Here is a 13368-nt window from a genome sequence, read left to right as displayed (position 1 = left end):
CGAGTAATATGCAATTGAATAGGACGGAACCTTAAAAAAGAAACAAAAAAAATCGCTCGTTTTGGTAAATGGAGGTACCACCCAACCATCCCCAAAGGAGCGATTTCTTTGTATATTCACGGATTAACTTTGTCCTCCAAATGGAACTTGAGGAGGATATTCCAGCCCCCCCTGAGAGTCACCCACCTGAACGCCATCCTGCCTGAATACCAACCGCCTACCTAACTATCGGCCATCCGCCAGTTCTCCGACTCGCTATGCACCTAGTTATCTCTACGCCATCAATCCAGCCTTAACGAACCTGAAAGACGTTATTTCCAGGAAAACGCGCCAAACGCCTCTTATAAACCATCCCGTCATAACCATCCATCCTCATTTATGTTTTTATAGATAAAATAAAATATATCTATTTATAACTAGACAAAATAAATAAAAGTCTATATATTAATATACAGATTAGACGTTTGTCTATTTAGAATATATTCAAATGATGGAGGATGTTAACGTGTTAAGTAACAAGTATGTACGGACGATTATGCTGTCAAATGTGCTATTGCAGCTCGGGGTATGGGTGCGGAATTTTGCGATTCTGCTGTATGTGACGGAGATTACGCAGAATGATCCTTATTATGTCTCGCTCATTTCGGTGGCTGAATACGGCCCGCTGTTTCTGTTCGCCATCATCGGGGGAACCTTCGCAGACCGCTGGCGTCCCAAACGGACCATGATCGTAAGCGATCTGTTGTCCGCGTGCTCAATCTTTGTTGTACTGCTGGTGGTTATGTCAGGCTCATGGCGTGCCCTGTTGTTTGCAACAATGGTGTCGGCCGTCCTGTCCCAGTTCTCGCAGCCTTCAGCGATGAAGCTGCTTAAGCAGCATGTGCCTGAAGAGCAGCTGCAGAGGGTTATGGCCATGTTTCAGTCGCTTACAGCATTCTTCATGGTCATTGGTCCGGTGATCGGCACCTTCATCTATAGTCATTACGGCATTGAGGCCTCACTTGCTGTGATGGGCGGAATGTTCATCGGCTCGGCGCTCATTCTGGTCAAGCTGCCCGCTGACCGGATGGAGGAGACCGGACAGGTCCGCAGCGGGTTCCTGACAGAGATGATATCCGGACTGAATTATGTGCGTGCAAGCCGGGTACTGAAGAACCTTGGAGTAACGTTTGCCTTCGCCGGGCTTGCCGCCGGACTGGTTCAGCCGCTGGGTGTCTTCATCATTATGGAGAATCTGGGCAGAGACAAAGGCTTCCTGCAGTGGGTGATGATGGCGAATGGAGCGGCGATGCTGCTGGGCGGAATGTTTATTATGAGTAAAGGCAAAACTATGAAGCCGCAGACAATGTTATCCCTAGGCCTGCTGATCAGTGCGGCTGGAACGGTAGGAGTAGGCTGGTCGCATCACACAGCGCTCACGCTGGTGCTCCAGACGGTTAGCGGATTCTTTTACCCTTGTATTCATATCGGTATCAATACACTGCTGATCCGTCATACGGAGACTGCTTATATGGGCAGGGTGGGCGGCATTATGGGGCCGATGTTCATGGGCTTCATGGTGATTGGAATGTCTGTAGCCGGCTATGCTAAAGGAATGCTCTCTCTGTCCGCAGTCTTCACGGGGAGCGGCGTGCTGTTCCTGATTGCGGTGCTGATTCTGCTGCCGCTGCTCAGAACGAAAGAGGCGGGCAGACAAGCACTCCAGAGCCGACTATGACATTTGTCATACATCAGAGTTGATATTTATGACTTACGGGGATGACACTTCTTTCTTTATACTGGAAATATAAGAAGTATCCTTGAATGGATGCATCCGAGGAGGAACCGATCCCGATGACCAACAACCAGATACCCCAGCTCTCTACATTGAAGAAAAGCGTAGCCCCTTACGAGAAAACAGACCTCAGCACGAGTATAAAACAGCTCATTAATACGCTTGGTCCGCTAGTGTTATTATGGACCGCCGCTTACTTCAGCTTATCCGTGTCCTACTGGCTGACGCTGCTGTTCGCTATTCCGGCTGCCGGCTTTGTCATCCGCACCTTTATTATTTTTCATGACTGCTGTCACGGGTCGTTCTTCAAGAACCGCAAGGTCAATGATATTGTCGGCACCATCACCGGTGTGCTTACCCTGGTCCCTTACCGCCAGTGGAAGCACAGTCATTCGATTCATCATGCCGGAAGCAGCAATCTCGACAAAAGAGGCATCGGGGATATCTGGATCATGACGGTGGATGAATATGCGGCTGCCAAGCCGCTTCAGCGGCTCTATTACCGGATCTACCGCAACCCGCTGGTAATGTTCGTCATCGGACCGATTGCCGTATTCCTCATCCAGTACCGGTTCAATGCCAAAGGGGCAAGACGCAAGGAGCGCATGAATACCTACCTGACCAATGTGTCCATTGTGGCTCTATATACTGGAATTATTCTGCTCATTGGCTGGCAGGCGTTCCTGTTGGTACAGCTTCCAATAGTGTTCGTGTCCGGGTTCCTCGGCATCTGGCTGTTCTATGTACAGCACCAGTTCGAACATACTTACTTCGAGCATGATGAAGAGTGGAGCTACGTGAACGCCGCTGTAGAAGGAAGCTCTTACTATAAGCTGCCGAAGCTACTGCAATGGATTACCGGCAATATCGGATTTCACCATGTGCATCACTTGAGTCCAAAGGTGCCGAATTATAATCTGGAATTGGCTCACAATGCCAGCCCGCCTTTGCAAAAGGCAACCACCATTACACTCAGCACCAGTCTCGAAGCGCTGAAATACCGTCTTTGGGATGAAGAGCATAAGGTCTTCGTCAGCTTCAAGCAGTTGAAGCAGCGGTTGCGCAAGAGTGAGCCTGCCGTGAAAGAGGGGCTGAAGGTAATCAAACCGGGGTTCCAGAGCGAATAGAAGCGGTAACTTGATAATATGCAGAAAGACAGATCCGGGGAGCAGGATGCCGGGTCTGGTCTTTCTTTTTTAGAATACACACAGGTTGTATCGAAGGAAGTTGCCGGTCGGAGGCTGGTTTATGTTAAAATGGGGGTATAAACTTGCTGGCAAAAAGGATGGCTAACATGCAGAAGTGGCATCATATTTTTCATAAAAGTACGGGACTGAGCCCTTATGTATGGGTTGTTTTTTACATTCTTCCGTTCTATTTCATCTTCCGATCCTCCTCGGCGGACCGCTGGGTGTATGGCATTCTGATGATTATGGTCTTCTTCGCCTGCTACGTGCTGTCGTTTAAGGCCAGGGGCTGGGTAGTCTATTTCTGGACCAGTGTGCAGATGATAGTTTCTGTTACGATGACGCTGCTGTTCGGATACATGTACTTTGCGCTGTTTCTGGCTTTTTTTATCGGGAATATTCAGAAAAGAGCGGCCTTCTTCACCCTCTATCCGATCCATCTGCTGACGACGATTGTAGCCATTAACTATGAGCTGATTATGCGCAATCCCGTATTCCTCTCGCAGCTGCCGTTCGTGCTGGTCAGTATCATTGCTGTGGTGCTGCTTCCGGTCACAACCTATAACCGCAACAGGCAGGATAAGCTGGAGGAACAGCTGGAGGATGCCAACAAACGGATCTCCGAGCTGGGTATTATGGAAGAGCGTCAGCGGATCTCCCGGGATCTGCATGATACGCTGGGACAACGCCTGTCACTGATCGGACTGAAGAGTGACCTGGCCGGCAAGCTGATCAGCAAGAATCCGGCACAGGCCATGATCGAAATTAACGATGTCCGCGTAACCGCCCGCAGCGCGCTTAAGGAAGTCCGGGAGATGATCACACAGATGCGGGGCATCCGGGTTGAAGATGAGCTGGTGCGCATCCGGCAATTCCTCCAGGCGGCGGAGATCGGTTATATGCTGGAGGGTGACCCCGTTCTGACCAATACCTCACTGATTACCGAGAATGTGCTGAGCATGTGCATGAAGGAGGCCGTAACCAACGTGGTGAAGCATAGCGGCGCCTCGCTCTGCCTGATCCAGATTGAGCCTTCCCGGACAGACCTGGTGATTAAGGTGAAGGATAACGGCACGGGGATTGAGGGGACCAGGCTGTATCATAAGGGGCATGGCCTGCAGGGGATGCGGGAGCGGCTGGAGTTCGTGAACGGTTCGATGGAAGTGATCCAGGATGAAGGAACTACGCTAGTGATTAAGGTGCCGAATGCGTCGCAGCAGCCGGACATGGAGGTGAACGCGCAATGATATCAATCGTGATAGCCGAAGACCAGCGGATGCTGCTGGGAGCACTGTCGGCGCTGCTGGACCTGGAGGAAGACATGAGGGTGGTCGGCAAGGCGAGCAACGGGGAAGAGGCTGTGAAGCTGGTGAAGCAGCTGCAGCCGGATATCTGTATTATGGATATTGAGATGCCGGCTATGACGGGCCTGGAAGCGGCAGAAGCCCTGAAGGGGGCAGGCTGCAAAATCATGATTCTGACCACGTTTGCCCGGGCAGGGTACTTCGAGCGTGCGGTCAAGGCCGGAGTGGATGCCTATCTGCTTAAGGACAGTCCCAGCGAGGAGCTGGCGCTGTCGATCCGCAGTGTCATGGACGGCAAACGGATGTATGCGCCGGAGCTGATGGATGAAGCCTACAGCAAGGAAGCGAATCCGCTGACCGAGCGGGAGAAGGAAGTGCTGGGGCTGATTGCCGACGGCAAGAATACGAAGGAGATCGCCAGCCAGCTCTACATCACCACCGGAACGGTCCGCAACTATATCTCGGTCATTCTGGACAAGCTGGATGTGGGCAACCGGATCGAGGCGATTACACGGTTTAAGGAGAAGGGCTGGTTCAAATAAATAAAATATCCCTTCGGGGAAGCAGGAACGGCAGCTGTCTTTTAGGAGGGCTGGCCGTTTTTTTGACAGATAAGAATTTATATGTTTTGGGGTCCCCGCAAAGTACCTGAGTCATCACCTACGCTAAAGCCCCACTTTGTGGGGTTATTTTGTTCGACTATAGAGTGTACATAAACCGCTTAGAACGGAGCTTGACTAGAAGCGAATCTAGGACCTATCACCCATTTTTTATCTGAAAGCGGTTACTCTATTGGATCGGACGCTAAGATTTGCTAAAATAAATGCAAACATATGATCCTATTTGTAGTCGTTTCATGTGAAGTTGGGTAATAAATACTTGTGCCCCGTATGCACGTTTATTCATTCTGCTTACATCCTAATTCAGCCGGGAGGAATCTAATTTGCCAGAGCTAACATCCACGTACGTCGATTCACTTGCACCCAATGCTGCTGCGATCAAGAACGGCCAGGGGCTGGTCCGCAAAAAGAGCTTTGTGGAGCTCCATCAGTCGGAGAACGGAGAGCTATTATTCGGAAAATGTGCCGGAAGCGGCAAAACGCCCTATGAGTGCTCAGTGGACTTCATCGTACCAGACAGCCCGGTCTTCCGCTGCAGCTGCCCCAGCCGCCAATTCCCCTGCAAGCACGCACTAGGTCTGCTGTATGCCTATACCGAGGGCCAGACGTTCACACCTGCTCCGGTTCCCGAAGACATCGCATCGAAGCGCGAGAAGGCGGAGAAGCGGGAAGAGAACAAGGTGAAGCAGGCGGCTGAAGGAGCAGACCCCAAGCCGAAGAAGGTTAACAAATCCGCCCTGAAGAAAAAAATCAACGCGCAGCTCGAAGGGCTTGATCTGCTGGAAAAGCTGGTGCTCTCCTTCGTACGCAGCGGCCTGTCCACGATTGACAAGTCTGCGGCCAAGACGCTTCAGGGGCATGTGAAGCAGCTCGGGAACTATTATTTGTCCGGTGCCCAGATTGAGCTGCGCCGCTTCGCGAATCTGATGTTCAGCGGCAAGGATCAGGAGCAGAACTATACATATGCGGTGGAGCAGCTGACACGGCTACACGCATTTATCAAGAAGGGCCGGACGTATCTGCTGGCCCGGAGCGAGGACCCGGAGCTGGCGCTCGATCACGAATCCACCATTGATGAATGGCTGGGCCATGCCTGGCAGCTTAGCGAGCTGAAGGAATACGGGCTGGTGAAAGAGGGGGCAGAGCTGCTGCAGTTATCCTTCTACAGCTACAACGATGCGGCCCGCCAGGAGTTCGTAGACCTTGGCTTTTGGCTGGATCTCTCTGCGGAAGGCGGGGAGATCCGCCGGACCTTTAACTACCGCCCTTACAAGGCGGCGAAGCTGATGCGCGAGGAAGACAGCTTCTTCGACATTGCCGTGGTTCCACAGCTGTACACCTATCCCGGGGATATGAATGCCCGGATTAGATACGAGTCCATGTCTTCAAGACCGGTGCAAGGTACGGATCTTGAGCGGGCGGCCGCCAAGGCTCACCGTTCATATTCGGAGGTCTTCAAGAAGGTGAAGAACCAGATCAAGAACCCGCTGAGCGACAAGCAGCCGGTCATGCTGCTGCATGCCGCAGCTCTGGGCGTTACAGAGAACGGCCAGTATGTTATGACGGACGGGGAAGGAACAAGGCTGCTCCTGGAGGATCTTCCGTCAGTCGCGCAAGGCACGGTAGAGCTGCTGCCGTTCCTTCCGGCCGGCGCCCGCGAGGACTGTACCGTTCTGGTCATGTTCGAGCATGACCTGGACCAGGGACGTTTGCGTGCCCAGCCGCTGTGTGTCATTAAGGGCGAAGAGATCATTCGTCTGCTGTACTAGAGTAATTCAACATTATCCACAAACCTTTATTCATATGGGAGGACAATCCATGAGCACAGCGTTATTGCAGGAGCTGCATCAGGAATACAGAAGACTGTATATTGCCGGAAGTGAGCTGGCGGCCGGAGATTTCCGCCTGAAGCGGCTGCTTCCGCAATTTCAGCAGCTAGGCGAGCGGTCACCGGTCTTTAAGAAGCTAGGCGAGGGAATGACGGCACTGATTGAACCGGGGAGCCCGGACGGTCCTGCCCCGGGCATTCAATTGCAGGAGAATACCCTGCTGCTGGAGTCTGTTCTGTACACTCAGGGAACGACAACCGTGGATGGAACTCCCGGACCCTTGCCGGTTCGAAAGTTCACCCTGCAGACGAAACAGACTTACCGGAAGCTTGCGCCTGTGCTGGAAGCACTCACCACTACCGGAAGCGGCAGATATGAGATTGTAGTGGATGCGTATAAGGATGGGGTCTTCCAGGACCTGCGATTGCTGCCGCTGGCGGTCTCTGCGCTGAACGACCCGTATTCGGAGCTGGCGGAATATGCGATGAATCATATTCTCCCGTCCTACGGGCCGGTCATTGCCAGCCACCTGCTGGAGAGTCTTAATCTCTCAGGGGGAAGAAGTGAGGTCCGCAAACTGGAGGTAATCTGGAAGGTCGGTGCAGACGAATACCTGGATAAGATCTTCCACGCTGCCGAGAGTGGAAGCGAGGAGGTCCGCGCTGCAGCCATCAGATGCCTGGGCGGTTATGAACAATTCACGTCCAACCTGCTGGAGTGGTCCACGGACAAGAAGAAAGCCATCCGCGAAGCGGCCTATGCGGCGCTGGCGGCAGGCGGTACGTTACAGGGAGGGGAACGGCTGGTTGAGGCATTCATCCAGAAGAAGGACCGCGAGATTCTGGGCAGAGTGCTGGCGGACGGGCATTCCGCAGAGGTGAGTGCCCGTCTGGCGGCATTATTCATGGAAGAGCTGCAGGCAGCCCCGCAGAAAAATGACGGCGTGAAGCTGACAGACAAGATATGGAATGAGCTTCTTCCCTTCCTTACCGCTCTTCGCCGGGTACGGAGTCCGCAGCTGGATGAAATCTACAGCTATATCCTTCAAGAGTATCCCCGGTTCTCGTCACTGGGCTGGATTCCGCTTTTGGACCACGCAGCCTTGTATAAAGAGAAAACTCCAGACGGTGCTGCTCTGGCAGAGCTTGCAGAGCTGGAGAAGCGGAGCGTGCGTTTCCTGCCGCATTATTTCCATGCCGCCCAGCTGTCTATAAGTCCGAAGGAGCTATTCGACCGGTTCGCCGGCGGAACCTTCTTGGATAAACTCAAAGCACTTGTGGGTAAGGAGGCCAAGGATGCGGCTCAGCGCTCCCAGCTGCTAATTAATACCATTGAGGATCAGGTTGTGGATATCCGCCGGAGGAATTATGAAGTAGAGTGGGATGCAGCGGGAATCAGACAGCCTTACAGCAGGGAGATGCTTCCGGCTCAGGAGATTGCCGCAGCTTGGGACCCCCGCTGGCTGGACTGGTTCATCCAGCACAATGCTGTGAATCTGGCCAGTGCCTTTGCCCAGCCGGGTCACAAGGGTGTGCGGAACTTTCTGGTTGATAAGCTGCAGGACCTGTCCAAACGCCGTGCCAGTGATTTCATTCCCAACATCTTCAAGGGACTGGAAAGGGCCGGGATGCCTGAGCCGGAGCGTCTGGAACTGTTGATGAGTGCCCTGGAGACTAAGAGTCCTCATAACCCGTATACCTTCGAATTGTATGTATTTAAAATGATGGAGCGCTTCCCTGCCAGCTATGCCAGCCGTGTGGAAGCGGTTATTCCCAACTATAGATATGAATGCAAGCAGCAGCTGGAATATGTGCTGGACAGCCTGCGGAGTGCCAAGAATACCTGACCCTTATAACAGCTACCCTGTTCCTCGAAGCCATACATTCTTAACTTTAGCTTTTCACAAAACAGTTGCAAGGAGAGGTGTACATGTCAACAGAACAAGATCAGCTTCAGGATTACATGCGTCTGCCTGCCGAAATCCTTTATCAGGATGAGCTGGAGGCTCTGCGCAAGGAGGACACCGGGCGTATTCCAGCCGGATGGCAGATGTCCCCGCGTTCAGTTCTCACGTTCATTACTGGCGGCAAGGCGGGCAAGACCGTGATTACGCCCAAATATATCGGGAACACCCGGCTGATCGAGATGGCGGTTGCCACACTGGTCACCGACCGGGCACTGCTGCTGATCGGAGAGCCGGGCACGGCGAAATCCTGGCTGTCCGAGAATCTGGCGGCGGCAATCTATGGCAACTCAGGCATGGTTGTTCAGGGGACAGCGGGAACCAGCGAAGAGCATGTACGCTATTCCTGGAACTATGCCATGCTCCTGGCGAACGGACCAACGCCGGAGGCGCTGGTCAAGAGCCCGATTATGCGGGCGATGGAGGACGGCGGCATTGCCCGGTTCGAGGAAATCTCCCGCTGTGCCTCCGAGGTACAGGACGCGCTGATCTCGATTCTGTCGGAGAAGACGATCTCCGTGCCGGAGCTGGGCAAGGAGACCAGTGCCCGCAAGGGCTTCTCAATTATTGCCACTGCAAATACCCGGGACCGCGGAGTCAATGAGATGTCGGCTGCCCTGAAGCGGCGCTTCAATATCATTGTGCTGCCAGCGCCATCGGACCTGGAGACGGAGCTGTCCATTGTGAAGAAGCGTGTCGGCGAGATTGCCTCCTCCTATGAGCTGCAGGCTGCTGTTCCGGCGGATGAAGCGCTGCTGAAGGTGGTCACCATCTTCCGCGAGCTGCGCAGCGGCATGACTCTCGACAAGAAGGAGAAGGTGAAGACTCCAGCCGGTGTAATCTCTACGGCAGAAGCCATCTCGCTGCTGACGAACAGCATGGCTCTGGCGGCAAGCTTCGGTAGCGGAGAGCTGACCGACGAGGATCTGGCAGCGGGACTCCAAGGGGCGATCGTCAAGGATGACGACAAGGATAAGCTGGTGTGGAAGGAATATCTGGATAATGTAATGAAGAAAAAAGGAGCGGACTGGCGCGGACTCTATCAAGCCTGCAAGGAGATGAACGAGTGAGCAGGGCAGCGGTTGCCGGCGTTCATGTCTTCGGAGTCCGGCATCTGTCTCCGGGCGGTGCCAGGCATGTCCTGGAATACTTGAACGAGCTGCAGCCGACCGCCGTGCTGATTGAGGGGCCGAGTGATGCAAGCGGAGAGATCCGTCATTTAACCCATGCGGTAACGAAGCCGCCGGTAGCTATTCTGGCCTTCACCGAGGATCTGCCTGTACGGACGGTACTCTGGCCGTTCGCTGTGTATTCCCCGGAATATCAGGGGATGAAATGGGCGCAGGAGCATGGAGCACAGGCAGAGTTCATCGACCTGCCTTCCTCTGTAACGCTGGGGCTGCAGGATGCGTTGCGGCAGGATGCCGGCGGACGCCCGGAGCTTGCGCCTGTGGCTGAAGAACAGGGGGAGCCGGAGGAAGATGAAGTCAGTGAGCCGGAGTCCGTATACAGCCGGATTGCCCGGCTTGCCGGTGAGCATGACTATGATATGTACTGGGAGCGTAATTACGAGCATAACGCCAGCAGCGGCGCATACCGCGCCGCGATACTGGCCTTCTCTGCCCAGATGCGGGAGCTGTCGGAGTCCACGGAGCGTGCAGAGCAGCCGCGGGAATATGCTTATAACGCGTTGCGTGAATCTTATATGAGGCGGAGAATTAAGCTCAAGATTGAAGAAGGGCATCTGCCGGAGAAGATTGTTGTGATCTGCGGTGCATACCACGCAGCCGCACTGGCTGATCTCACGGAGGGGATGAGCGATACGGAGCTGGCGTCATTGCCTGTACGCTCTACCAAGCTGACGCTGATGCCGTATTCCTACTATAAGCTCTCCACCATGTCGGGTTACGGTGCGGGCAACGCGGCTCCGCACTACTTCCAGATGATGTGGGAGCTGATGGCCTCGGGCCGCGCTGAGGAGCTGCCCCATCTCTATCTCTCCTCTGTGGCCCGGATGGTGCGCAGAGCAGGGACACACCGCTCCACGGCCGAAGTCATTGAAGCGGTGCGGCTGGCAGAGTCGCTGGCGGCGCTGCACGGCGGAAGCGCACCTACGCTGCGCGATCTGCGCGATGCCGCACAGACCTTGCTCGGCCACGGTGATCTGGCCGTTATCGCTGATTCGCTGGCCCGGGTGGATGTCGGTACGAATATCGGAAGGCTGGCCGATGGCGTCAGCCAGACGCCGATTCAGGATGACCTGAACCGGCTGCTGAAGCGCTACAAGCTGGAGAAGTACAGATCGACTGTAGCCAGTGACCTGACGCTGGATCTGCGCGAGAACCGTCGGGTGTCAAGCAGTGAAGCGGCTTATCTCGATCTGCACCGTTCGGTGCTGTTCCACCGGCTGGAGCTGCTCGGCATCCACTTCGCCCGGAATGTGCCGAGCGGCCAGTCCGGGGCGACCTGGGCGGAGCACTGGATACTCCAGTGGGCGCCGGAGGTAGAGATTGAGATCGTGGAGTCTACACTGCTGGGCGAGACCATTGAGGTGGCGGCAGCCTACGTGCTGCGCGAGAAGCTGCTGGAATGCAGCTCTATCGCTGAGGCCTCTGCGCTGATTGTCACCGCCTGCGAGTGTGCCATGACCACGCAGATGGAGGAGAGCAGCCGCGTGCTGCAGCGCCTTGCGGTGGATAGCCGCGATGTTGTCTCGATTGCCACAGCGGCCAGAGAGCTGGCCAAGATCATTGGTTATGGCGACATCCGCAAGGTGGATACGGCCCCGTTCGTACCGCTGCTGGAGGAGCTGTTCCGCCGGGGCTGCCTGTTCCTGCTCGATGCCAGCGGCTGCAATGATGAAGCGGCGGCGCTGATGATAAGTGCAATGAATGACCTGAACAACATCTCGCAGGAGCATAGCGAGATTGCGGATACAGCGCTGTGGCTGCAGGAGCTGCTGCAGCTGGCGCAGCGGGATGACCGCAACCCGCGGCTGTCTGGCTTCGCCTGCGCGATCCTGATGGAGCGCGGAGCCATCCCTGCCGGGGAGGTAGCGGCGGAGGTGTCGCGCCGCTTGTCTCCGGGGATACCGGCGGATCTTGGGGCAGGCTGGTTCGAAGGGTTGTCCATGCGTAACCGCTATGGTCTGCTGTCGCGAATGAGCCTGTGGGAGCAGCTAAATGACTATATCAACGCCTTGGAGGATGAGGAATTCAAGCGTGCGCTGGTCTTCCTGCGCCGGGCGTTCAGTACCTTCTCCCCGCGTGAGAAGACGATGATCGCTGAGCTGCTGGGTGAGCTGTGGGGCGTGAACACAGAGCAGGCCGCCGAGATTCTGACAGGAGAACTGAAGGAGGAGGAAGCCAAAATGCTGGATGATCTGAATGATTTTGACTTCGGGGATCTGTAGATGGGTGAAGAAGAGTTGAAGGAAGAGCTGAAGGAGGATAACCAGAACGGTGCCCTTACACGCTGGCGGCTGATTCTGGGGCAGGAAGCTGAAGAGGCCTTGCCCGGCTACGGCCAAGGCAGCGGCCGGACGCTAAGTGAGGAAGAGCTGATTATGGATGCGGCACTGGCGGCTATCTATAACGAGACAGGCGCAGGTCAGGCAGGCGGGAGTGCCGGTGCCGGATCGAAGGGCAGAGGTGCAGGCTCGGGACATGCTGCGGTTAACCTGTCCAAGTGGCTCGGAGATGTGCGTAATTTCTTCCCGGAGGATGTGGTCTCGGTCATTCAGACCGATGCGATGGAGCGCAAGGGCTGGAAGCAGCTGCTCTTCGAGCCGGAGCTGCTGGCGGCAGTGAAGCCGGATATCCAGCTGGTGGGTACGCTGCTGGCACTCAAGGGCAAAATCCCGGAGAAAACCAAAGAAACCGCAAGGATGCTGGTCCGGGCGCTTGTGGATGAGCTGGTCAAGCTGCTGGAGACCGATATCCGCCGTGCCGTTACTGGAGCACTTAACAAGCGGCAGCATTCTCCGTTGCCTTCACTCAGCGGACTGGACTGGAAGCGGACGATCGAGCGCAATCTGAAGCACTATGATGCGGAGCGGCGGATGATTATCCCCGAGCGCTTCTTCTATTTCGACCGGGCCCGCCGCAGCAAGGAATGGACGGTCATTGTGGATATTGACCAGAGCGGCTCGATGGCCAGCTCTGTGATCTGGGCGTCGGTGATCGGCTCGATCTTCGCCAGTATCCCGGCGCTGAACACGCGTGTCGTTGCTTTTGACACCGAGGTGGTAGACTTGACGGAGCAATGTGCGAATGATCCTGTTGACATGCTCTTCGGCATCCAGCTCGGGGGCGGCACGGATATTCATAAGTCGGTGAAGTATTGCGAGCAGTTCATCGAGGAGCCGAAGAAGACGCTGTTCATTATCGTATCGGATCTGTACGAGAACGGCAATCAGGCCGGTCTGGTCCGGCGGATGCGCGAGCTGCGGGAATCCGGGGTGCGGACGATGACGCTGCTGGCCCTCTCTGATGAGGGGAAGCCTTCCTATGACGAACGGCTTGCCGCTCAGCTCGCCCGTGATGGAACTCCTTGCTTCGCCTGTACTCCGGCACTGCTGCCTGTCCTGGTGGAAGGGGCGCTGAAGGGCCAGGAGCTGGGTGAATTGGCGAAGCGGCTCGGGATGACGCGGTAATTTTATTAGAAGAGGAAACACTTACTTTATAATCACA

9 protein-coding genes are annotated in these 13368 nt (G+C 55.1%); all 9 read left to right on the top strand.

Annotated features, from left to right (window positions below):
• Nucleotides 1–505: 505 nt before the first annotated feature.
• The 9 genes from MKY96_RS14485 to MKY96_RS14445 all read left to right on the top strand — a co-directional run bounded on the left by MKY96_RS14485 (nucleotide 506) and on the right by MKY96_RS14445 (nucleotide 13331).
• Complete coding sequence (locus tag MKY96_RS14485; RefSeq protein ID WP_340941235.1) at nucleotides 506–1717, top strand: MFS transporter; 1212 nt, start codon at nucleotides 506–508, stop codon at nucleotides 1715–1717.
• Nucleotides 1718–1833: 116 nt separating this feature from the next.
• Nucleotides 1834–2901: a fatty acid desaturase gene (locus MKY96_RS14480; protein ID WP_340944570.1), complete on the top strand. Its 1068-nt coding sequence runs from the start codon at nucleotides 1834–1836 to the stop codon at nucleotides 2899–2901.
• Nucleotides 2902–3068: 167 nt separating this feature from the next.
• On the top strand, nucleotides 3069–4208 hold the full coding sequence (locus MKY96_RS14475; protein WP_340753984.1) for a sensor histidine kinase: 1140 nt from the start codon (nucleotides 3069–3071) through the stop codon (nucleotides 4206–4208).
• Nucleotides 4205–4807 carry a response regulator transcription factor gene (locus MKY96_RS14470; RefSeq protein ID WP_340941233.1) on the top strand — a complete coding sequence of 201 codons (603 nt, stop codon included), beginning with the start codon at nucleotides 4205–4207 and terminating at the stop codon, nucleotides 4805–4807. Before MKY96_RS14475 ends, MKY96_RS14470 begins: the two co-directional genes overlap by 4 nt.
• Before the next feature lie 401 nt (nucleotides 4808–5208).
• Entirely contained in the window at nucleotides 5209–6654 is a 1446-nt protein-coding gene (locus tag MKY96_RS14465) for an SWIM zinc finger family protein (RefSeq protein ID WP_340941232.1), read from the top strand.
• Nucleotides 6655–6703: 49 nt separating this feature from the next.
• Nucleotides 6704–8560: a HEAT repeat domain-containing protein gene (locus MKY96_RS14460; RefSeq protein ID WP_340941231.1), complete on the top strand. Its 1857-nt coding sequence runs from the start codon at nucleotides 6704–6706 to the stop codon at nucleotides 8558–8560.
• Between the two features lie 83 nt (nucleotides 8561–8643).
• Nucleotides 8644–9747: an AAA family ATPase gene (locus MKY96_RS14455; RefSeq protein WP_076074576.1), complete on the top strand. Its 1104-nt coding sequence runs from the start codon at nucleotides 8644–8646 to the stop codon at nucleotides 9745–9747.
• Complete coding sequence (locus MKY96_RS14450; protein ID WP_340941230.1) at nucleotides 9744–12089, top strand: DUF5682 family protein; 2346 nt, start codon at nucleotides 9744–9746, stop codon at nucleotides 12087–12089. Before MKY96_RS14455 ends, MKY96_RS14450 begins: the two co-directional genes overlap by 4 nt.
• Nucleotides 12090–13331, top strand: a complete 1242-nt coding sequence (locus MKY96_RS14445; protein ID WP_340941229.1) for a VWA domain-containing protein — start codon at nucleotides 12090–12092, stop codon at nucleotides 13329–13331.
• Nucleotides 13332–13368: the final 37 nt, after the last annotated feature.

The sequence above is a fragment of the Paenibacillus sp. FSL R7-0302 genome, assembly GCF_038006885.1.
Taxonomy (GTDB): Bacteria; Bacillota; Bacilli; order Paenibacillales; family Paenibacillaceae; genus Paenibacillus_AQ.
This window is presented reverse-complemented; position numbering and strand designations above follow the sequence as displayed.

Excerpts from the sequence above, each read along its gene's own strand:
- MKY96_RS14470 (WP_340941233.1), top strand. The coding sequence starts at position 4,205 with ATGATATCAATCGTGATAGCCGAAGACCAGCGGATGCTGCTGGGAGCA.
- MKY96_RS14445 (WP_340941229.1), top strand. The coding sequence starts at position 12,090 with ATGGGTGAAGAAGAGTTGAAGGAAGAGCTGAAGGAGGATAACCAGAAC.
- MKY96_RS14480 (WP_340944570.1), top strand. The coding sequence starts at position 1,834 with ATGACCAACAACCAGATACCCCAGCTCTCTACATTGAAGAAAAGCGTA.
- MKY96_RS14460 (WP_340941231.1), top strand. The coding sequence starts at position 6,704 with ATGAGCACAGCGTTATTGCAGGAGCTGCATCAGGAATACAGAAGACTG.
- MKY96_RS14475 (WP_340753984.1), top strand. The coding sequence starts at position 3,069 with ATGCAGAAGTGGCATCATATTTTTCATAAAAGTACGGGACTGAGCCCT.
- MKY96_RS14455 (WP_076074576.1), top strand. The coding sequence starts at position 8,644 with ATGTCAACAGAACAAGATCAGCTTCAGGATTACATGCGTCTGCCTGCC.